The 21,794-nt window shown below is 67.2% G+C and carries 19 protein-coding genes; 11 read left to right on the top strand and 8 right to left on the bottom strand.

Annotated elements, in window-relative coordinates:
• The first annotated feature begins 51 nt into the window (after positions 1–51).
• Entirely contained in the window at positions 52–675 is a 624-nt protein-coding gene (locus JZ792_RS03630) for a TetR/AcrR family transcriptional regulator (RefSeq protein WP_216906813.1), read from the top strand.
• Here JZ792_RS03630 and JZ792_RS03625 read toward each other — a convergent pair.
• Positions 672–1,196 (bottom strand): GNAT family N-acetyltransferase, encoded by a 525-nt coding sequence (locus JZ792_RS03625; RefSeq protein ID WP_216906811.1) that lies wholly within the window; start codon positions 1,194–1,196, stop codon positions 672–674. The two genes, JZ792_RS03630 and JZ792_RS03625, sit on opposite strands and share 4 nt — an antisense overlap.
• A gap of 153 nt (positions 1,197–1,349) precedes the next feature.
• Here JZ792_RS03625 and JZ792_RS03620 point away from each other — a divergent pair, with 153 nt between their 5' ends.
• Positions 1,350–3,062, top strand: a complete 1,713-nt coding sequence (locus JZ792_RS03620) for an acyl-CoA dehydrogenase family protein (protein ID WP_216906809.1) — start codon at positions 1,350–1,352, stop codon at positions 3,060–3,062.
• A gap of 25 nt (positions 3,063–3,087) precedes the next feature.
• Here the strand turns inward: JZ792_RS03620 and JZ792_RS03615 are convergent, their stop codons facing one another.
• A complete protein-coding gene (locus JZ792_RS03615) occupies positions 3,088–7,119 on the bottom strand; it encodes an ATP-binding protein (RefSeq protein ID WP_216906807.1) in 4,032 nt (1,343 codons plus the stop codon).
• Positions 7,120–7,257: 138 nt separating this feature from the next.
• Between JZ792_RS03615 and JZ792_RS03610 the strand changes: the two genes are divergently transcribed.
• The 3 genes from JZ792_RS03610 to JZ792_RS03600 are packed head-to-tail and all read left to right on the top strand — an operon-like array spanning position 7,258 to position 9,044.
• Entirely contained in the window at positions 7,258–7,491 is a 234-nt protein-coding gene (locus tag JZ792_RS03610) for an NfeD C-terminal domain-containing protein (protein ID WP_216906805.1), read from the top strand.
• Between the two features lie 15 nt (positions 7,492–7,506).
• A complete protein-coding gene (locus tag JZ792_RS03605) occupies positions 7,507–8,607 on the top strand; it encodes an SPFH domain-containing protein (RefSeq protein ID WP_216906804.1) in 1,101 nt (366 codons plus the stop codon).
• Between the two features lie 35 nt (positions 8,608–8,642).
• Positions 8,643–9,044, top strand: coding sequence for a cold-shock protein (locus JZ792_RS03600; RefSeq protein WP_216906803.1), 402 nt, complete (start codon positions 8,643–8,645; stop codon positions 9,042–9,044).
• Positions 9,045–9,050: 6 nt separating this feature from the next.
• Here the strand turns inward: JZ792_RS03600 and JZ792_RS03595 are convergent, their stop codons facing one another.
• Both JZ792_RS03595 and JZ792_RS03590 read right to left on the bottom strand, forming a co-directional pair.
• Positions 9,051–10,439 (bottom strand): DUF1254 domain-containing protein, encoded by a 1,389-nt coding sequence (locus JZ792_RS03595; RefSeq protein ID WP_216906801.1) that lies wholly within the window; start codon positions 10,437–10,439, stop codon positions 9,051–9,053.
• Between the two features lie 68 nt (positions 10,440–10,507).
• Entirely contained in the window at positions 10,508–11,164 is a 657-nt protein-coding gene (locus JZ792_RS03590; RefSeq protein ID WP_216906799.1) for a GAP family protein, read from the bottom strand.
• A 291-nt stretch (positions 11,165–11,455) separates the two neighbouring features.
• On the opposite strand from JZ792_RS03590, the gene JZ792_RS03585 reads away from it, so the two are divergent.
• Together JZ792_RS03585 and ligD are read left to right on the top strand one after the other, a co-directional pair.
• The gene (locus tag JZ792_RS03585; protein WP_216906797.1) at positions 11,456–12,541 is read left to right on the top strand and encodes an ATP-dependent DNA ligase; all 1,086 of its coding nucleotides are present in this window, start codon (positions 11,456–11,458) and stop codon (positions 12,539–12,541) included.
• Positions 12,538–13,539, top strand: coding sequence for a non-homologous end-joining DNA ligase (gene ligD / locus JZ792_RS03580; RefSeq protein ID WP_216906795.1), 1,002 nt, complete (start codon positions 12,538–12,540; stop codon positions 13,537–13,539). The genes JZ792_RS03585 and ligD overlap by 4 nt, the downstream gene beginning before the upstream one ends.
• A gap of 22 nt (positions 13,540–13,561) precedes the next feature.
• Here the strand turns inward: ligD and JZ792_RS03575 are convergent, their stop codons facing one another.
• The 4 genes from JZ792_RS03575 to JZ792_RS03560 form a co-directional block, all read right to left on the bottom strand.
• The gene (locus JZ792_RS03575) at positions 13,562–14,278 is read right to left on the bottom strand and encodes a hypothetical protein (protein ID WP_216906793.1); all 717 of its coding nucleotides are present in this window, start codon (positions 14,276–14,278) and stop codon (positions 13,562–13,564) included.
• A gap of 305 nt (positions 14,279–14,583) precedes the next feature.
• Entirely contained in the window at positions 14,584–15,249 is a 666-nt protein-coding gene (locus JZ792_RS03570; protein WP_254189227.1) for a TetR/AcrR family transcriptional regulator, read from the bottom strand.
• Complete coding sequence (locus tag JZ792_RS03565) at positions 15,233–16,378, bottom strand: acyl-CoA dehydrogenase family protein (RefSeq protein WP_216906791.1); 1,146 nt, start codon at positions 16,376–16,378, stop codon at positions 15,233–15,235. The genes JZ792_RS03570 and JZ792_RS03565 overlap by 17 nt, the downstream gene beginning before the upstream one ends.
• A gap of 178 nt (positions 16,379–16,556) precedes the next feature.
• A complete protein-coding gene (locus tag JZ792_RS03560) occupies positions 16,557–17,255 on the bottom strand; it encodes a TetR/AcrR family transcriptional regulator (protein WP_216906789.1) in 699 nt (232 codons plus the stop codon).
• A gap of 181 nt (positions 17,256–17,436) precedes the next feature.
• Here JZ792_RS03560 and JZ792_RS03555 point away from each other — a divergent pair, with 181 nt between their 5' ends.
• The 4 genes from JZ792_RS03555 to JZ792_RS03540 all read left to right on the top strand — a co-directional run bounded on the left by JZ792_RS03555 (position 17,437) and on the right by JZ792_RS03540 (position 21,751).
• Entirely contained in the window at positions 17,437–18,390 is a 954-nt protein-coding gene (locus JZ792_RS03555) for an alpha/beta fold hydrolase (protein ID WP_216906787.1), read from the top strand.
• A 104-nt stretch (positions 18,391–18,494) separates the two neighbouring features.
• Positions 18,495–19,952, top strand: a complete 1,458-nt coding sequence (locus JZ792_RS03550) for an SDR family NAD(P)-dependent oxidoreductase (RefSeq protein ID WP_216906785.1) — start codon at positions 18,495–18,497, stop codon at positions 19,950–19,952.
• Between the two features lie 16 nt (positions 19,953–19,968).
• Complete coding sequence (locus JZ792_RS03545) at positions 19,969–20,358, top strand: DUF2784 domain-containing protein (RefSeq protein ID WP_216906783.1); 390 nt, start codon at positions 19,969–19,971, stop codon at positions 20,356–20,358.
• Positions 20,359–20,410: 52 nt separating this feature from the next.
• Entirely contained in the window at positions 20,411–21,751 is a 1,341-nt protein-coding gene (locus JZ792_RS03540; protein WP_216906781.1) for a CoA transferase, read from the top strand.
• Positions 21,752–21,794 lie beyond the last annotated feature (43 nt).

Raw genomic sequence — 21,794 nt, 5'->3', positions numbered from 1 at the left:
CCGCGACGCCAGGATTCGAGCGCACCCACCACGGCGCATTACTGTGAAACCGTGCAGACAGGTCAGGAATCAGAGGACGCCGGTCCCCGCATCTGGGGTGGGACGACGCTCACCGAGCGACGTGAGGCGCGTCGTATCGCGCTGTTGGAGGCGGCGCTCGACCTGATCGGTGAGGCCGGCGCCGCCGGGGTCACGATGCGCGCGGTCTGTCGGCGGGCCAATCTCACCGACCGCTACTTCTACGAGAGTTTCACCAGCCGCGACGAACTGCTCGACGTGCTGTACCGGCAGGTTGCCGACGAATTCCTCGAACCGATGACGGCGTTCGCGGTCGCCGACGATCCGACGAGGGATCGCGCCCTGTCGGAACTGCTGGTGGACAAGGTCCTGGAGGATCCGCGCAAATCCCGACTGTTCCTGGTCGAGCCCTATTCCAGCACCGGCCTCGGCCAGACCACGATCGCGGTGATGCCCGCCTTCACCCGGCTCATCCAGGACCACCTGTTCACCGGTATCGAGGATCCGGTACGACGCAGGCTCGCCGCGGTGACGATGGCCAGCGGTAACGCGGGCATGTTCTCCGCCTGGCTGAACGGATCGTTGCGAGCGGGCCGCGAACAGATCGTCGACCACTGCGTCGCCACCATCACCGCCTACCGCGGCATCTACGGCTAGATCCGGCTACGGCTCGAGACCCGGACGAACGTCACCCGTGTCGTGCCGGGGCCGTCGTAGCCGGGAAAGCTCTGTTCGGCCTCGGTGAAACCCATGCGCGCGTGGAACGCGCGCGAACCGGTGTTGGTCTCGGAGGTGATGGCCCGCACGACGGTGCGTCCGTGTCCGCGCACCGTATCGAAGAATCGACGGTAGAGCTCGCCCCCCAGACCGTGCCCGCGCAGCGCCGGATCGACGCCGACGAAGTGGATATAGGCCTCCTCCGGCCTGGACTGGGACAGGAATCCGATGAGGAACGCCACCAGGTGACCGTCGCGTTCGACGACGACGCTGGTGTCGGTGAAGTGCTGGAAGAACAGTCGTGGCAGCAGGCCCGCGCGCTGTCGGGCGCCGTCGTCGCCTCCCAGTCCACCCCACCACCGGTCGAGGACGGCGAGCACGCGGGCGTGGTCGTCCTCGGTGGGGGCGCGATAGGTCAGCGCCGGTGTCTGCGGCGCGGTGTCGGCGGGCGGCGACTCCATCACTTCTCCTCTTCTCTGTCTGTGTGCAGCCTTCCACAGTTCCTCGTGACGTCGGAAAGAGACCGGACGGCATTTGACGACGGCTGCCATCACTTCTAATGTGAGGGCAGCCGCCATCACATGTGGACAAGCCCGAGGAAAGGCAGTGCCGCCATGCCGTTGTTCAATCCGAGAACCGAGACCTTCGCGGAATTCGACCCGAAGACACGCGAACTGCTGACCGCCGTCGTCGGATTCTTCGAAGACAAGGGCAAAGTCGCGCTCACCGAGGACGCCCACCGCGCGGAGTGGTACGACGACTGGATGGCCTTCCTGGCCGAATCCCGAGTCCTGGCCTATATGGCGACGCCGAAAGCGCACGCGGGCGCCGATCCGGACAAACGCTGGGACACCGCGTTCATCTCCCGGTTCAACGAGATCACCGGCTTCTACGGCTCCCAGTACTGGTACGCGTGGGGCGTGTCGACCCTCGGGCTCGCCACCATCTGGCAGAGCCGCAACGGCAAGGCGCACGCTCGCGCGGCGGAGGAACTCGACCGCGGCGGCATCATCGGATTCGGTCTCTCCGAGAAGGACCACGGCGCCGATATCTACGCCACCGACATGCTGCTGACCCCCGACGGCGTCGGCGGATTCACCGCCACCGGCAGCAAGTACTACATCGGCAACGGCAATGTCGCGCGACTCGTACCGACCATCGGGCGACGGACCGACCTGGAGGGGCCCGACGCCTACGTGTGGTTTCTCGCCGACAGCGCGCACCCGGACTACGTCCTGGTCAAGAACGTGGTGCACGGCCAGAACTACGTCAGCGCCTACGATCTGGTGAACTATCCGGTCTCCGCCGAGGACGTCCTGCACACGGGACGGCGCGCGTTCGATGTCGCCCTCGCCGCCGTCAACTGCGGCAAATTCAATATCGGCATGGTGACGCTCGGCATCGTGCAGCACTGTTTCCACGAGACGATCAATCAGGCGTCGACGAAGATCCTCTTCGGTCATCCGGTCACCGAATTCGGTCAGGTGCGCCGGATCCTGTCCGAGTCCTATATCCGTATCAACGCGATGAAGCTCTACCACGAGCGCGCGATCGACTACATGCGCAGTTCCACGCCGGAGGATCGGCGCTTCGTGATGTTCAACTCCATCGGCAAGATGAAGGTCACCAGGGAGGGCGAACGGGTTTTCCGCGAACTCTCCGATGTCATCTCCGCCAGGGGTTTCGAGAAGGACAGCTACTTCGCCGTCGCACGCGCGACCATCGATTCCATGGCGCGACTGGAAGGTACGGCGCATGTGAACATGGCGCTCACGCTCAAGTTCATGCCGGGATTCCTCTACAACGCGGCAGAATTGCCCCCGGTCCCGGTGCGTCGTGACCCGGGTGACGACGAGGCGTTGTTCCGCCAGCCGGGAGCCGCCGGGCTCGGCAAAGTCCGATTCGCCGACTGGCGCACCGCGTTCGTCGGATTCCGGCACCTGCCGAATGTGGCGCTGTTCCTGGAACTGGCCGAGAGTTTCACCCAATTCCCGGTCCAGGCGCCGCCGACCGAGGAACAGATCGGCGACCTGGATTACCAACTGGCGGTGGGCGAATTGTTCACCCTGCTCCCCTACGGTCAGCTCATCCTGGAGCAGGCCGCGATCACCGGCACCTCCGACGATATCGTCGACTCGATCTTCGAGATCTTCGTGCGCGATTTCTCCCAGTACGCGATCGGCGTGTTCGGCAAGTCGTCATCGACCGTGGCGCAACAGGATTGGGCGACGAGCGTGTTGCGCAAGCCGATCATCGACGCCGATCGGTCCCGCCGCGTCGACGAGGAGGTGGCGGGTTACGCGGGCACGTATGAAATGAACCCGTGAACGTCGACGCTGTTCCGCACGGTGTTCACCGCATCGCCCTGCGGTAGGCGAGATTCTCGCGGGTGAACACGGTGTCGGGGTCGTTCGGTCCCAGCGCGCTGATCTGATCGGCGAGCAGCGTTTCGTATTCGGCGAGGGCGGTGCCGATATCACCGCCTTCGGCCCGATGGTGGGCCAGATTGTTGCGCGCCTGCAAGGTGGTGCGGTGTTCGGGTCCCAGAATCGCCAGCAGACCGTCGCACAGTTCTTCGAAATCGGCGATGGCCCCTGCGCGATCGCCGCTTTCGGCCCGCCACCGCGCCAGATCGTTGCGGGTGGCCAGGGTCGCCGGATGATCGGCGCCCACCAGCCGCAGCCGAGCATCGAGCAATTCCTCCAGTTCGGCGACAGCGCCCGCCGCGTCGCCGAGACGACCGCGCAGAAGGGCGAGTTGCTGCCTGGTGTCCAGGGTCGCGGGATGATCGGCCCCGAGGACGCGCAAGCGGTCGGTCAGCAGCCGCTCGAAATCGGCGAGCGCGATTTCCGCGTCGCCCTTGTCGGCCCGGTGACTCGCCAGCACGGTCCGGGTGACGAGCAGGCCGGGATGGTCGGCGCCGAGCGCCACGAGTTTGTCCGCGACGAGATCCTCCAGCCGATCGGTGACATCGTGGGCGTCGCGGACGAGCAGGCTGAAGGTCAGCAGATTGTGCCTGGCGTCGAGCACATTCGGATGATCGGGACCGAGGACGCGTAACTGATCGATGATCAGCACTTCCAATTCCGCGATGGCGGTGGCGAGATCGCCGCCCTCACCCCGGTTGAGCGCGATATTGTTGCGCGTGATCAGCGTATTGGGATGGTCGGGACCGAGCACCCGCAGCTGATCGCGGAGCAGATTCTCGAATTCGGCGGCGGCTCCGCGCGGATCGCCGCCGCGCGCTCGGCAGTAGGCGATATTGCTGCGCGTGGCCAGGGTGTCGGGGTGGTCGGGACCGAACACCCGGAGCCGATCGCTCAGTAACCGCTCGAATTCCCTTCCGGCACCGGCGAAATCGCCGACACTGCTGTGCACGCCCGCGAGGTTGCTCCGGATGACCAGGATCGCGGGATGATCGGGACCGAGCACCCGCAACTGATCCGGGATCAGGCGTTCGAATTCCGCGATCGCCGTCGCGTGATCACCGCTGTCGGCGCGGTAGGAGGCCAGACTGCCCCTGGTGCCGAGGGTTTCGGGGTGATCGGCGCCGAGTACTCGCAGCCGATCGGTGAGCAACGCCTCGTATTCGTGCACCGCGCCGGCCAGATCACCGGCTTTCCCGCGCGAGTAGGCGAGATGGTCCCTGGTCATCAGGGTGTCGGGGTGGTCGGGGCCGAGTACCCGGAGCTGATCGGTGAGCAGCCGCTGGAATTCGGCGACCGCGCCGCGCAGGTCACCGCTGCGGGCACGGCACCAGGCCAGGCTGTCCCTGGTGTCGAGGCTGACCGGGTGTTCGGTGCCGAGCACCCTGATCCGGTCGGCGAGCAGGCGCTCGTAATCGGCGATGGCCCCCGCCAGATCGCCGCTCTCGGCGCGGAAGGTCGCCAGATTGTCGCGAATACCGAGCGTCTCGGGATGATCGGCCCCGAATTGGACCAGGTGATCGTCGTAGAGACGTTCGAACTCATCGATCGCGCCCGCCAGATCGCCGCGATGCGCGCGGTAGTAGGCCAGATTGTTGCGGGTGCGGAAGAGATCGGGATGCCCGGGAGCCAGCGTGCGCCGCTGATCGGCGAGCAATCGCTCGAATTCCGCGACCGCGCCGTTGAGGTCGCCGCTCTCACCGCGCAACCACGCGAGATTGTTCCTGGTGGTCAGCGTGGTCGGATGGGTCGGACCGAGTAGGCGCTGTTCGTCGATGAGCAGGGCCTCGGTCTCCGCGATCGCGCCCGCGATATCGCCGCTGACCCCGCGCCAGCGCGCGAGGCTGCCCCGCGCGTGCAGGCTGTCCGGATGGTCGGGTCCGACCGCCGCCAGGAACGACGGCAGCCACGCCGCCCACAGATCCCGATTGTCCGCGGCGCGCGGGGTCTCCAACCGGATGAGGAACGCGACGGCGGCGGCGGAATCACCGTGCGCCAGGCTGTGCCGCGGACCGGAACTGCGGGCGTAGGCGACAGCGGACGGGTGCAGGCTCGACGCGATCGCACGGCCGATTGCCCAGTGCCCGTCGGCGAGATCCACACCGAGACGGTTGGTTTCGGCACGCAGGGCCGGGAGCAGCACACCGTGGGTGACGCCGAGAGTCTCGTATTCGGTACCGGGTCTGCTGCGTGTCACCAGCACACCGAGTCCCACCGCCAGGTCGCGGATACGCGAGGTGCCCAGGTCGGCGCCGAGCGAGGCCATGGCGCCGTCGAGCAATTCGATCGGCAGCACCGGGCCGACACCGGCCGCGACCAGGACGGCCAGTAGAGGTCCGAGCGCGCCGACCCCCTCGGGACCCGCCGCCCGCACCGCCTCCTCGACGCGCAGCGCGACGATGCCGTCCAACCCGACACCACCGGACACCTGGCCGCTGATATCGGAGGCGGTCTCCATGAGCAGCCGCGCCAGCAGCCAACCGCCCGCCGCCGCGCCCGCGTCACCCGATCCGCCGGGGGCGTCGACCAGCAGTCCGCCGATCCAGCGCACCCAGTCGGCCCGGTCGACATCGGCCGGGTCGGCACGCACGGTGCCGACGATCGAGGCGATATCGTCGGCGGCGGGTTCGACCACCGCGATACGGTGCATATGGGTCAGGGCCGGATCGTCCTCGACTCCCGCCCCCTCCCGGAAACCGATGATCACCCGCACGTGACGCAGCGCCGGACGCGTCGTCAACTGGGCGACGGCGCGGATCAGCAGCCGCCTGACCCCTTCTTCCGGCTGATTGAGCCCGTCGAGCACGATGGTGGTCCGCCTGCCGTCGCCCGCCAGTCGCGACAGCGGTCTGCACACCTCGATGTCGAAGGCGTCCAGTTCGGTGACGCTGGCCTCGGCCGCCCGCTTGATCGTCTCGACCGCGGCCGCGAAACCGGGCAGTCGCGCCGACAACTGCGCGGCCAGTTCGGCCGATACCGCGGCGAACGAACTGTTCACCGTGAGGAAGACGGCCGCGGTGATGTATTCCGGGGCGACCGGAAGGGTGTCGACCAGGCTGGGCCGGATCAGCATGGCCAGCAGTGTCGACTTGCCGACGCCGGGCGGGCCGACCACCGCGCGCAGCCGATACGCTCCGGATTCCACTATCTCGGTGAGTGTTTCGCGCACGGTGACCGTCAACAGCAGTCTTCTGGTCAGATGATCCACGAAACCCGCTGCGGCCCGGCCCGTTACGGCATCACCGCGCCGAGCCACGTTGGGCACCAGCCACAATCCCGGATCGCCGCCGTGCCCGGAGACGGCTCCGGAGGTGAACGACAGGTGCTGGGGCTGCTGCCTGGTACACGCCGTCGCGACCGGCCCGACGAGATCGGACGGCAGCAGGTTCTCACCCCGCGCGGGCAGGCCCGCGTCGAAGGTCTTCAGCAGGGTTCTGGTGAAACATCCCGCGAAAGCCGGTCCGTCACCCGCCGCGACCAGCAGTTCCATCCGTCCGGCCGATCTGGCCAGCAGATCCGTCCAGCGCCCCGCCGCGCCGAGCACGCCCTGTTCGGTCTCGCAGGCGTCGACCAGGACGACGAGACCGTCCAGGGTCGAGCGGTTCAACCGCTCCCTGATCTCCTGGGTCAGATGGAAGGCGGTGCGCGAGGTCGGCACCGGCGGCGAATCACGGCTCAGCAGATAGAAATCCGCGTCTCCGGTCGCCACACCGTGGCCGATGAAACCGATCAGCAGTGTCGCCTGTTGCGCGTCGGCCGCCGCGAACGCCTCGTCGACGGCGGAAATCAATTCCGCCGCTGTCGGATCGAGCAGCGGTCCGGAAACCGACCTCGCCGGAAGCCAGCCCCCGGATTCGGACAGATTCGCCTCGAGTCCGATCGCCAGTTCGGCGACGAAACCCAGCTCCCCCAACGCGGCGCACTCCGATCCCACGATCAGTGCCAGCCGTCCACCCATGCAAGGACGATACGTGAGACCACGTGTATCCACTTGCCACGGAGTCGATCATGCTCGGGCGCTGCGCGGCACGCCCCCGATGCCCGGAGTACACGTAGGCTGAGCGGGTTCCGGTGCCCATTGGAGGAGTTCCACGCGATGACCGATCCCGTGACGGGATTGACGGGTACGATGACGTCGCCGATTCGCAGTGCCGGGGGTTTGGGAGAAGTCCTGGTCGCGATTCGCGGGGGAACGGAATCGTATATCGCACGGGCGGACGAGCCGGTCGCGGCGGGGAGCACCGTGCTGATCATCGAGGCACATCCCGGACGCATCGTCGATGTCGTGCCGTGGATTCCGCTCGCGCCGGATCGGCGGCAGGATATCTGAGAGAAGGAGTTCGACGTGCTGGGCTACCACGTACCTGATCCCGACGAGGCGATGCTGGTCAGCGGCGCCAAGGTCGCGGACAACGCGCCGTTTCGGGTGATCATCGGGCGGGGCACGTGGGTGGTGCCACTGTTCCGCAAGGTCAGCTATCTGTCGCTGGCGATGTTCGAGGCCGAGATCAAGGAACGCTGCGTCACCAAACAGGCGATCCAGCTCGACGTCCGCGCCGTCATCGCGTTCAAGGTCGCCAACGACACCGTTTCCATCGTCAATGCCGCGCAACGATTCCTTTCCGAACAGGAAAAGGAGATGTCGGTGCTGACCGGGCGTATCTTCTCCGGTCATCTGCGCTCCATCGTCGGCTCGATGACGGTCGAGGAGATCATCCGGGAACGCCAGAAACTGGCCGACGAAGTACTCATCGCGTCCAAGGTCGAGATGGGCAATATCGGGCTGTGGGTGGATTCGTTCCAGATCCAGTCCATCGACGACGGTAATCTCGGCTACATCAATGCCCTCGCCGCGCCGCACAACGCCGCGGTGCAGCGGGACGCGCAGATCGCGCAGGCCCAGGCCGCGCAGCGGGCGGCCGAGGCCGAACAGGAATCGCTGCGCAGACAAGCCGAGTACCAGCGCGAAACCCTGATTCTCAAAGCCCAATATCAGCGCGATATCGACAAGGCGAACTCGGAGGCGGCGCAGTCAGGTCCGCTGGCCCAGGCGATCGCCATGCAGGAAGTGCTGACCGCGCAGGCCGAGCAGGCCCGCAAGGAGGCCGAACTGCGCGAACAACAGTTGCAGTACGAGGTCGTCAAACCCGCTCTCGCCGAGGCGGAACGGGTGCGCATCCTGGCCGAGGCGGAAGCCGGCCGGACCAGGATCCAGGCCGAGGCCGCCGCGTCGAACAATCGAATCGCGCTGGACCAGTTGCTGATCGAGCAGTTGCCCGAAATCGTCAAGCAGGCGGCGGCAGGTCTGTCCAATGCGAACCTGACGGTGCTCAACGGCCCCGACGGTGTGAGTGAATTGGTGAACGGAATGGTCGGCCAGGGATTGACGGTGTTCAACTCGCTTCAAAAGGCGCTTTCGAACAACGTCGAGGATAATGCGGGCTAAAGTGGCCCGGAAGTGACGGCGGCGGCGAGGAGCGGGTGTTGGTGTCCATCGGTAAGTTGGTGTCTTTCGACAGTTCGCGGGGTTTCGGGTTCATCAGGCCCGAAGACGGTGGGCCCGACGTGTTCGTCCATGTGAACGACATCGGGTTGGACGAGGACGAGTTACGTCAGGGCCGGGTTTTCGAATTCGACGTCACCGAGGGCGACCGCGGCCCGAAAGCGATCAACCTCACCGCCGTCGGCGGTGCGCCTTCCGGGCCGCCGCCCCGGCACAAGAAGGAAAAGTCGCACACCGGTCAGCTCACCGCCGTCGAACACCAGCGTCTCATCACCGAGTTGTTGCTCGATGCCAGTCCCGCCCTCACCGCGGGCGAGATTCTCACCATTCGTGAGCGCCTGACGACATTCGCCGAAGAACACGGCTGGCTCGACACCTGAGCCGCGTCACCCTCTCCTGACGACGTCCTCCAATTTCCAGCTGCGGTCGAAATAGGACTCGAGCGGACCGTAGCAGCGGAAATAGGTGAACCAGTGTCGGCCCGGCACCGTCTGCACCCAGTTGGTCGTGCCCGTCGCGGGCGGTGAGGGTCCGAAGAACAGGTCGACCGAGCCGTCGGCGTTGACGACCATATCGGTGTCGAGCGAGCCCCGGTCACCACGTTGCTGCTGGTTGTTGATCAGGCATCGGGTCGCGACGTCGTAGACGGTGACCGACCAGAACAATGCCGCGGGCGGGTCGGCGGGCACCCGCAGCGTGTAGAAGCCGCCGCCGTCGAGCCAGTCACCCGTGGTATCGCTGTAGGACGCCAGGTACGCCTGTCCCTTGCCCGGTGTCTGACTCTTCATCGCCTCGGAGAATCCGACCGCCTGGTAGAACCACGCGCTGCGCTCGAGCAACTGGTCGTAGTAGGGACCGCGCTGATCGGAGTGGTCAAGACGCAGCAGCAGTTCCCACCGCCGATCGTGCCAATACCGCGCCTCGGGTGAGCGCGTGGCGAACGAATTCGCCTGGGCCATCAACTCCCCCGCCATCGCGGCCTCGGTCAGCAGCCTGCGCAGCGATTCGTCCGGCTCGAACGGTGCATCGCGCTCGATGCCGAATCGGCGCAGCATGGCCAGGTAGAAGCGGTCGCGCTCGTCGACGATCTCACGCTGGTAGATATCGTGCAGCCGCGCCCAGTACTCGACTCCGCGCGGCTGCGCCCCACTCCATCGCCGGTCTTCGGGCGAGATGACCTGGGTCTGCGGCGCGTCGCCGGTCAGCGGCCGGATCCGGATACCGTGCACGAGTTCGGCGGCTTCGGCGGGGTCGGGATCCAGGGTCCGCAATCCGACCATCACGTGTGTGCCGGTGGCGCGGTGCACGAAATAGTCCTCGTCTGTCTCGGGCACCTCCTCGCCCACCGGGACGATCAGGTGCTGCCCGCCCTTGCCTTCGTCGGGGCCCATCTCGCCGATGACGCCGAATTCGCGCTGCCAGAAATCCGACATACCGCCCGCGACGGGGCCCGGCGGGATCTCGACCACGACCGGGCCGGTCACCGACAGGTCGAGGAAACCGATGACGTAGGGCGTCGTCGCGTTCGCGGTGATCAATCCGAGGCGGTCGGTGTAGGTCACGTAGTGGACGACGTCGTAGTCGCCCGCGCCGAAGACCTCGCGGTGCTGCTGTTGCCACTGCGCGTAGGAGACCAGTGGCAGCGCCCACAGGTAGGTCTGGCACGCCATCTGGTAGTCGAGTTCGTCGAACACCAGGGGCAGATCCACTCGGATCGGCAGTTCGCGGTACATCCGCACCGCCCCGAGTCGACCGGGAAGCCTGCGAACGCGCATGTCCTATCTCCTCTCCGACAGCGGGTGATCCGACCGCGCGGGACCTGAATTCACCTCGGTGGCTGTACTCATCGCAGTGCCGCCAATCCACGGCCGGTGAACAGCAGGCCGAAGCCGACGAATACGCAGACCGCGAGTATTCGATCGTGCTCGACCATCCACTGCTTGGCCGCGCCCAACCCGGAGCGCGCGCGGTCGCCCATCAGCACATACATGCCGATCGGGATCAGGAAATCGAGTGCGGCGGCGAGCAGCAGCAGACCCGTCGCGAAGATCGATACGGCGGGGCCGGAACCGGATTGGGCGATCACACTGATGCCGGACAGCATGATGAACAGATTCGGGTTGAGTACGGCCAGTACCAGTCCGGCGGCGAAAGCCCTGCGGGGGCCCGCCGATTCGAGTTCGGTGATCCACCGCGGCTTGCCGGGGGCTCGGCTCGGATGACGGAGCAGCAGCACCGCGCCGATCGCCAGGAACATCAGTCCGACCAGGAATCCGACCCAGTGCGCGACCGTCGTCGAGGTGGCGTGCGGGTCGGTGGCGCCACCGAGCAGCCCCGCCAGGCCGATCTGTAGATAGACGAGCAGAAACGCGGCGCCGAAGCTGAACGCGTTGCGCACCGCGTTGCCCGATTGCAGCAGCAGCACACAGCCGACGACGGCGGCGGGGGTGATGAGCAGCCCGATCATCTCCGGAACCAATTGCCCGAACAGCTCACTCATGGCCGCCGCCTTCCGGTGAAACGAAAGCCATCGGCCGCTCCTCCCGTCGACTCCAGGTCCGAAACGAGCCGGGTTCCGACCCGGCCACCCGTCGAATTTCGCATGCCCCACCCCCGCTGACCTCACCCGTTAGGGGTGAACGGTCGGCACCGATCGACGCACCGCGGCTCTCGGCGGTGAATGCGGCGTCGATGTCGGTCCCCGCGCATACGATCGTGCTCTGCGGCGTACCGATGAGTTCTCTCGGCCGTCGACGTCTACATGGGTGACCGACGACCCGAGGAGGAACGTGTGGACCTACCGGTGATGCCACCCGTTCGGCCGATGCTCGCCAAGACGGCGCCCTCGGTGCCGCGCGAGCCAGGGCTGAGCTACGAGCCGAAATGGGACGGATTTCGCTGCATCGTGTTCCGCGACGGCGACGAGGTGGAATTGGGCTCCCGTAACGATCGCCCGTTGACCCGCTACTTTCCCGAGGTCGCCGCCTTGCTGAAGCAGGCGCTACCCGACAGATGCGTCGTCGACGGCGAGATCGTGGTCGTCACCGATCAGGGCCTCGATTTCGACACACTCCAGAACCGGCTACATCCGGCCGCGTCCCGGGTCGCCAAACTGGCCGTGGAGACACCGGCCAGTTTCGTCGCGTTCGACCTGCTCGCCCTCGGCGACCGGGATCTGACCGAGGAGCCGTTCGCCGAGCGCAGGCGTCTGTTGGAGACGATCCTGGACACGGCGTTGGCGCGGGTGCACCTCACCCCGCTCACCCGTGATCCCGATGTCGCCCAGGATTGGTTCACCCGATTCGAGGGCGCGGGTTTCGACGGGGTGATCGCCAAATCCGACGCGGCGACCTACATGCAGGACAAGCGGATCATGCTCAAGATCAAACACGAACGCACGGCCGACTGCGTCGTCGCCGGATTCCGCTGGCACAAGGACGGCGAGGGTGTCGGCTCGCTGCTGCTCGGGCTCTTCGACGACGAGGGGCATATGCACCATGTCGGGGTCGCGAGCAGTTTCACCGCCGCCAGGCGCAAGGAGTTGGTCGACGAACTGGCGCCGCTGCGGGAGAACGCGCTCGAGAATCATCCGTGGCGGGAATGGGCGGACGCGGCGGCGCAGGCCAAGGCCGACGGCAAGATGCCGGGCGGAGTGAGCCGTTGGACCGGCGGCAAGGATCTGTCCTGGGAAGCGGTGCGCCCCGAACTCGTCGCCGAGGTGCGCTACGAGCACGTCCAGTCCGGGCGGCTGCGCCACGGCGGCAGGCTGGTGCGGTTCCGCGCCGATCGCACCCCGCGATCCTGTACCTACGCCCAGCTCGACGAGGTCGCACCGGCCGAGTTGAGCACCATCTTCGAGGAAGCGTCCACCGGATGAGCGAGTCGGTCGATATCGAGGTCGACGGCAGAACCGTCACGATCAGCAATCCGGACAAGGTCTACTTCACCAAACGCGGTGAGACGAAGCTGGATCTGGTCCGCTACTACCAGGCGGTCGCCGAACCGTTTCTCGGCGTCGTGCGCAACCGCCCGCTGTTGCTCGAACGCTATCCGGACGGCGCGTCGGGCAAGTCGTGGTTCCAGAAGCGGGTGCCGAAATCGGCGCCGGACTGGTTGCACACGGTGGAGGTCTCCACCCCCAACGGCACCACCAGCGACGCGCTGGTCGCCCACGATCTCGCGCATATCCTGTGGGCGGTCAACCAGGGCTGCCTGGGTTTCCACGTCTGGCCCAATCACGTGGACGATCTGACGATCGCCGACGAGTTGCGGATCGACCTCGATCCGTCCCCCGGCATCGCCTTCGATGATCTCCGCCGCGCCGCCGTCCGCACCCGGGAACTGTTCGGCGAACTCGGCATCGAATCCCGCGTCAAGACCTCGGGCTCGCGTGGATTGCACATCTACGTCGCCCTGGAGCAGAAATGGGACGGCTATCAGGTGCGGGCCGCGGCGGTGGCGCTCGCGCGCGAATTGGAACGACGACATCCCGAAGAGATCACGGCGCAATGGTGGAAGGAAGAACGCGGAACGCGCGTATTCGTCGACTTCAATCAGAACGCGCCGCACAAGACGGTATTCGGCGCATGGTGTGCGCGGCCCAAAGTGGGCGCTCAGGTGTCCACGCCGATCTCGTGGTCAGAACTCGACACCGTGGTCCCCGACGAACTGACCATCGCCACCGTCCCCGCCCGGTTGGCCGAATTCGGCGACCCGTGGGCGCGGCGCGCACCGCAATCGATCGAACCGCTGTTGGAGATGTCCGCACGCGATATGGCCTCGGGACTGATGGACGCGCCGTGGCCGCCGCAGTATCCGAAGATGCCCAACGAACCGCCGCGGGTGCAGCCGAGCCGGGCCAAGAAGGCGGAGTAGCCGGGTCGTGCGGACGGAGTGACTACTCCGTCCAGGCCGTCCATTTACCACTGCGCCCGGTGCCCTCGCACACCAGCGCGCGCCCGTCGGCGGTGCGGCCGGATTTCGACACCGTCGGATCGCAGGTGGTGCCCGCGTCGAACTGGCCGGTGCCGACGTTGTACGGACCGGCCCACTGGTATTTGCCGGTGGATCCGGTCACCGCCAGGCACAGCAGCGTGCCGCCGTCCGCGCCCTGGCCTATCGCTCCCACCTGCGCTTCGGCACAGCCGGTGCCTTTGGTGGCCGCGATCTGCGTGGTGGCGATGACCGCGGCGGTCGGTAGTGCGTTGGGCGTGGTCGGCGCGAGCGACGCCACCGTCGTGGTCGTCGCCACCGGCGACGCGTCGGTCTGCGCGGCGAAGGGCATGTCGTCCTTGCCGATCCCGTCGGCGAGCGACCCGCCGAGCACGATGAACGCGGCGACGGCCGTCACTTCGGCCAGCCCGAGCAGCACCGCCAACGTCGCCATGCCCTTGCCCTTGGGATGGCTGAAGGCGATGAGTCCGAAGATGATCGCGATGGGGAACAGTGCCAGCAACGCCGCGACGAGGGCGACGATCGCGTACGGATTGACGATCGGACGGAAGTCGCCGCCGTCGCGGTCCTCGGGCCGCACCTGCGGCCAGCGCTCCTCCTCCGGTTCGGCCCACCTCTCACGCTCGCGTTCGCGGTCCTCCCACTGCTGCACCCTTGCCATACTCACGTCCCTTTCGCGTCCAACCATTCGCGCAGGAACCTCGAGCTGCCCGAACCCCGCCTCGATAAGGTCACAGAATAGGGGCAGAACCCAACATTTGGCCCGAATTCCCGGATCAGCTGCTAGCGGATCCCCGGACGGATATCCGAAACAGACCCGAGGAGGCCGCGAGCGGACCGGCCGTAACGAACCGGCAAACTCTATTTTCGATGAATGCGGTGACGGTTGCTGAAATCGACCGACCCCGAAAGTTCGAATGGCCCGAAAAGGCGCGCGGTGCGTATTCGCATGCCGCGCACCGACGATCAGCGGCCGCTGTCGACCCGCGGCATCGTCTCGCTGACCAGAGTCGTCAGCATGTCGACCAACAGTGCGTGCACCTCGTCGCGGCGCAGCGTGCCACGGACGATCCATTCCCGGCCCGCGACTTTCACGAGTCCACCGAACGCGCGGACCAGTGCGCGCAATTGCGCACCGTGGGCCGAATCGGCCATGCCGACCATGAGCAGCATCCGTTCGGCGGCCGCGTCGTCGGCTTCGTCGAGGATCTGCTGCACCTCGGGATCGTTGCCGACGCCCTCGTGGCTGGTCACCTTGACCCACGTGTTGCCGTGTTCGGCGATGGTGTCGAGCAGCCAGTTCACGCTCGCCTCGACGCGTTCGCGCGCGGTGCCGGTCGGCACGACCATGTCGTCGATTCTCGGCAGTGTCACCATCCGGTGGACCACGGCGAGGTAGAGATCGCGTTTGTTGCCGAAATAGTGGTTGATCAGCCCGCGCGCCACTCCCGCGCGCTGGGCGAGCCCGGCCGTGGACACCGCCGCGTAGGGCCGCTCGCCGAACATGTCGATGGCGCAGGCGAGGATCTGCGCGCGGCGTTCGTCGGGTTCGAGCCTGCGCCTGCGCGGCGCGGGCTCGACGACGGCGTCCGGCGCCGCCGCCGGGTCGCGGATATCAGAGCGATCTGGCAATGAGATCCTTCATCACCTCGTTGCTGCCCGCCAGGATGCGCAGAACGCGGGCGCCGGTGTAGAGCTGCGAAATCGGATACTCCGTCATGTAGCCGTAGCCGCCGAACAGTTGCAGGCAGCGGTCGACAACGATACCGAGTTGGTCGGTGAGCCAGTACTTCGACATCGCCGCGGTCGGGATATCGAGTTCGCCGCGCAGGTGCCTGGTGATGCAATCGTCGAGAAAGATGCGGCTGACCCGCGCCAGCGTCGCGCATTCGGCCAGTTCGAATTTGGTGTTCTGCATGGCGAACAGCGGTTTGCCGAATGCCTCGCGGCCCTTGGTGTAATCGACGGTCAGCGCGACCGCCTTCTCCATCATCGCGACCGCGATGATGCCGGTGACCAGCCGCTCCTGGGCCAGCAACTGCATCATCTGATAGAAACCCTGGCCCTCGGCCTCGCCGAGCAGATTGGTGGCGGGCACGCGGAGACCGTCGAAGAACAGTTCGGCGGTGTCCTGGGCCTTGCCGCCGATCTTGTTCAGGATGCGGCCACGCTTGAAACCCGGGGTGTCGTCGGAGACCTCGGCGAAGATGAGCGAAACGCCCGCGGCGCCTTTGGTGGGGTCGGTCTTGGCGGCGATGATGATGCCGTCGCAGAGCCAGCCGTTGGTGATGAAGATCTTCGAGCCGGTGATGACGTACTCGTCGCCTTCGCGCACGGCCCTGGTCTTGATGTTCTGCAGATCCGAGCCGGTGCCGGGTTCGGTCATGCCGATGGAGAGCACCATCTCACCGCCGGCCGCCTTGGGCAGCACCCGCCGCTTGAGTTCCTCGGAACCGAAATGCTGGAGGTAGGGCGCGATGATGGTGCTGTGGACCGGCAGTCCGAGCGACCCGTCGCCCGCGAAGGCCTGCTCCTCGATGATCGCGGCCTCGTGCGCGAAGGTCCCGCCACCGCCACCGTATTCGGCCGGAACCGACGGGCAGAGCAGGCCGAGTTCGCCGGCCCGGTTGTACAGGTGACGATCCGGATGTCCCTGCGCGACGAATTTCTCCTCGTGCGGGACGACTTCCTTCTCGAAGAATGCCCGCGCGAGTTCGCGAACCGCCTCGACCTCGTCGTCACTCCATGCCGCACGTGCCATCTCGCCGATCCTTTGCCTCGCTGCCGGAACGCGGTGTCCCCACGGTCACGCGCGGGGACGACGCCACGGATCCGACCTCCGCGCCGGACCCTCGCCCTCAGATTCCACCACTATTGGCATGATGTCAACAAATCGTGGCAGAAGTCGGCGCGATCCGGATCCGGATGGGTGGGGACGCTCAGCCCGCGGGGTGGGCGAATCCGCCGATGGCGGCGAGAGTGGTCAGTATCGGGGTATCGGGATCGGCGGTGATGCCCTGCCGCCGCAGGAAACCGTCGATCATGCCCCACACGAATTCGGTGGCTTGATCCACGAATTCGGCCGTGCGTTCGGGCGCGGGCCGTCCGGCGTCACCGAGCCACAGATCGGTCACCGCCACGACGACCCCGACCACGGCGCGTGCGAGGTAGTCGATACCCGCCGGGTCGATCGGCAGCGATCGCGCGAATTCGCGAGCCTGCGTGGTGAGCCGGGCCGCGGCGGCCCGGCCGAGGTCGAATTGCAGGACCGAGCCGTCCGCCTGCTGGGTCACCTGCGCTTGGCCGAGGAAACGGAAAACGTCGGGATGGGCCAGGATGCTGTCGGCGTAACCGGTCAGCACCCGCCCGAGCGCGACGCGCGGCGGCGCGACGATGAGTGTCAGATCCCGGCCCGCGCCCACGGACGCCGCCTTGGCCATCCGGTCGCCGATCTCGGTGTAGAGGTCGGCCTTGTCGGCGAACCTGCGGTAGAGGCGCGGTTTGGTGATACCCGCCTCGCGGGCGATGTCGTCCATGCTCGGACGGGGGCCTTCCCTGTCGATCACCCGGATCGCGGCGTCGACGATCTCCTCGCGGGAAACCGTGCGCGACACGGGTCGGGCGTTGATGCGGGCCACAGCGCGAGCCTATCGTACCGCCGGTACGCTCGACCGGGTGCAAGCAGACCGGAAGCCTGTCGTTACCCGTCGAAACATTGCGGCAGATCGTTCGCACTGTCACTATCGGTGAACGTACCGGCGGTACACGCGGATGGATCGCATCCGCCGACGACAGCTCAGCGACCGAGGCGACACCGACATGAATCGACCGTTCGACACCCCCGATCCGGCGGGCACCCATCGTCCCGTTCGCACGACGACCGTGCGCGGGCACGGGGTGGACCTGGCCGTCTACGAATGGGGCAGGCGCGGTGACGAACCCCTGGTGCTGGTGCACGGACTCTCCGACACCCATCGGGTCTGGACCGACGTGGCGGTGCTGCTCGCCGACGGATTCCGGGTCATCACCTACGACGTGCGCGGACACGGACGCTCCTCGCGACCCGACGAACCGCACGGCTATCGGCTCGATCTGCTCGCCGAGGACTTCTTCGCCCTCGTCGACGCGGTCAGTCCGCATCGACCGGTGCACGTGTGCGGGCACGGCTGGGGAGCCGTACAGATCTGGGAGGCGGTCTGCGACGCGCGGGCCAACACCCGGATCGCCTCGTTCACCGCCATCGCCGGACCGAATCTCGACCACGTCGGCATCACCCTGCGCGAACTGATCCGCGATCCCGGTTACGCGGCGCAATTGCTGACCGACAGGAAGTTCTGGCGCCACAGCGCGAATTCGGCACAGATCGCGGCGCAGCGCATCGCGTTCCCGCCGCGGGTGCGCACCTGGGTCATCGAACAACTCGGCGGCATCGCCCGAGTCCACGCGACGACCGCGCCGACCTGGCGGACGGATCTGGCGACGGGCGCGCGGATCGCCTGCGTCAACCTCGCGCACCACCTGCTGCGCCCCCGGCAACGCCGTACCGCCGTGCCCGTACAACTGGTGGTCGACACCACCGACGTCTTCGTCCCGCCGTTCCTCTACTACGGCAGCGCACGCTGGGTGGACCGGCTCTGGCGCAATTCCATCCCGGCCGATCACTGGCTCCCGGTGACCGAACCACTTCTCGTCGCCGAGGCCATCGCCAATTTCGTGGAGGATCTGCTCGACGCGGACGTGCCCTACCCCGGCGCCGACGCCGCCGACCGGTAGCCGGACGAAAGCGGTGGACGGAGGCGTTCGGCCGGGCACGCAGGGCGAATGCGACAATGGACGCGCAAACCGCCCCCGTTCACGAAGGATCGCCCCGCATTCCGATGGCCGAGAACACCATGTCGCCGCTTCCGACCGACCCGGCCATCGATCCGGATGATCTTGCCGCCTGCCTGCGTGTTCTCGAACAGGCGGGACAACTGGACAAGGAACATCCGGATTCGGTCGCGGTGCAGCGCGCCGTCGGGCACATGTTCAAGAAGCTCAAGCAGCGCAGGCGCAACGAGGCCAGGGCCGCGATCTCGGAGGCCGACCGGGCCGTGGTCGCCTCGACGGCCACCGGCTCGCCCCATCGGATCGACGACGAGACCGCGGGTATCCCGCTCACCTCGTCGACCTCGGGTGCGAGCGCGGGCACCCTGATACGGTCGCGCCCCTGCTACATCTGCAAACAGCACTACACCAGGGTCGACGCGTTCTACCACCAGTTGTGCCCGGACTGCGCCGCCGACAGCCATGCCAAGCGCGACGCGCGAACCGATCTGTCCGGTCGACGGGCACTGCTCACCGGTGGCCGCGCCAAGATCGGCATGTACATCGCCTTGCGGTTGCTGCGCGACGGCGCGCACACCACCATCACCACCCGTTTCCCCAACGACGCCATCCGCCGCTTCGCCGCCATGGACGACAGTGCCGACTGGCTGGACCGGTTGCGCATCGTCGGCATCGACCTGCGCGATCCGGCCCAGGTGGTCGCCCTCGCCGACGATGTGGCCGCGCAGGGTCCGCTCGACATCCTGATCAACAACGCCGCCCAGACCGTGCGCCGGTCGACGGGCGCCTACAGCGCGCTGGTCGACGCGGAATCGGGTCCGCTGCCCGCGGGCGCGCTGCCCGACGTGGTCACCTTCGGCAAGACCATGCAGGCCCACCCCACCGCGCTCACCGCCTCCCTCGCGCCGACGCTCACCGCGGCCGATGTGGCGGAACTGGCGTTGGTCGCCGGGTCTGCCACCCCCGAGCGCATCGCACGCGGCGTCGCGATCGACGCGGGCGGTCTGCTGCCCGATCTCGCGCACAGCAACAGCTGGGTGCAGACGGTCACCGAGGTGGATCCCACCGAACTGCTCGAAGTGCAACTGTGCAATTCGGTCGCGCCGTTCATCCTGGTCTCCCGGCTGCGACCGGCGATGGCCGCGGCGGGGGCGCGCCGCAAGTACGTCGTGAACGTCTCCGCGATGGAGGGTCAGTTCTCCCGCGCGTACAAGGGGCCGGGTCACCCGCACACCAATATGGCGAAGGCCGCGCTGAACATGTTGACCCGCACCAGCGCTCGCGAGATGTTCGAAGAGGATTCGATCCTGATGACCGCGGTCGACACCGGGTGGATCACCGACGAGCGTCCGCACTACACCAAGATGCGCCTGGCCGAATCGGGTTTCCACGCACCGCTGGACCTGGTCGACGGCGCCGCCCGCGTCTACGACCCGATCGTGCAGGGCGAGAACGGCAACGACCTGTTCGGCTGCTTCCTGAAGGACTACCGGACCTCGCCCTGGTGACGCCTATGCTGGTGAGATGCTGTACCGGCTGTTGGCCGACGCCACCGCGGTCCTCCATTTCGCCTTCGTCGCCTACGTGGTCGTCGGCGGTTTCCTGGCGTGGCGGTGGCCGCGCACCCTCTGGTTGCATCTGCTCGCGGTCGGGTGGGGATTCGGCACGATCCTGGTCGGCTACGACTGCCCGCTGACCCACCTGGAGGATTGGTCGCGCCGCCGCGCGGGCGAGGACGGACTGCCCTCGAGCGGGTTCATCGATCACTACCTGACCGGCGTGATCTATCCGGAGAGCGCGCTGGGGCTGGTGCGCGTGCTGGTCGCCATCTGCGTCGTCACGTCCTGGGCGGGATATCTGCTGCTGCGCCGTCGGCGCGCGACCGAGGCATTGCACCGGGGTTGCCGGGCCTGACCGGCCGACTCGGGCTCCACGCTTCGGGTGGGGAACTACTACTGTCGTGGTGGTGAACGATCACGCACGGCTGGTCCACGACTACGAAGCCGGCATCGGTGTCCCCACTTCCGCCATCACCCCGGTCCCGGACCCTGGCGGTAATCTCGCTGCGACACTGCCGGTTTGGTCGTTGGCGGCCGGATCGATCGCGGCGTTGACCGCGGCGTCGAACCGCATCCGTGACGCGCACGGCCTCGCCCCCATGGCGCACCGGATCGATCCCGTGCGCATCGCCGCGGCCTTCTCCAGCGACCGACTAGTCCGCGCGAACGGCAGGCAGCCCGCCATGTTCGCCGACCTGTCCGGTTTCTTCCCCACCTTCGACGGCTGGGTGCGCACCCACGCCAACTATCCGCACCACAGAACTCGCTTACTTGCCGCGCTCGGTCTCGCGGAGAACGCGCCCATAGATCTGGCGGTAGCCCAGCTCGCCATGAGCCGGGCCACCGATGTGGAGGAGACCGCCGCCGCCTACGGCGCGATCGCGGTCCGGGTCCGTACCGAAGAGGAATGGGCGGGCACGCCCGAAGCGGAGGCGGCGGCCCACGGCCCGCTGGTCGCGATCGAAGCGCGCCACGACCGGGCGAGCAGTATCGCGCGTTCGGATGCCACCCCGTTCCAGCCCCTCCGTGGCATTCGCGTGCTCGACATGACCCGGGTCGTCGCGGGCCCGGTGGCGACGCGAACCCTGGCGCTGCTCGGCGCCGAGGTGCTGCGGGTGGATCCGCCGTTCCTGCCGGAGATTCCGTGGCAGTACGTGGATACCTGCCAGGGCAAACTCTCGACCAGGCTCGATCTGCGCGACCCGGCTTTCTACGATCTGCTGGTCTCGGCGGACGTCCTGGTGACCGGTTATCGCCCCGGCTGTCTCGAACGCGCGGGCCTGACCCCCGCGCAGCGACCGGGTCTGATCCACGGCCGGGTCTCCGCCTGGGGTGAAGGCGGTCCGTGGGGCGGACGGCGCGGATTCGACAGCATCGTGCAGGCCGCGACCGGTATCTCCATCACCGAGGGCGCGCCGTCGGTGCCGGGTACCCTGCCCGCGCAGGCACTCGACCACGCGTCCGGATATCTGCTGGCGGCGGGCATCATCGACGCGCTGGCCGCGCGCACCTACGACGGTGTCGGCCGGGATGTGCGGGTGTCGTTGGCGCGCACCGCGTCCTGGCTGCTGACCGCGCCGGGACGCACGCTCAACCATCCCCCGGCGACACCGCCCAACCCGGACACCGTGGTCAGGCACGGCAGTTTCACCACCGCGGCGCCCGCCCTCGTCGAATATCCGGACTACGCGTGGCCCGCCCCCGACTACGGCAGGAACTACCCGTCCTGGCCGGTGCGCACGCGCTGATCGGCCGGTAGAAAACCCTTTGCGAACGGTCGCCTTCCGGCGG

Source organism: Nocardia noduli (assembly GCF_019038455.1).
In the GTDB taxonomy this organism is placed as follows: Bacteria; Actinomycetota; Actinomycetes; order Mycobacteriales; family Mycobacteriaceae; genus Nocardia; species Nocardia noduli.
This window is presented reverse-complemented; position numbering and strand designations above follow the sequence as displayed.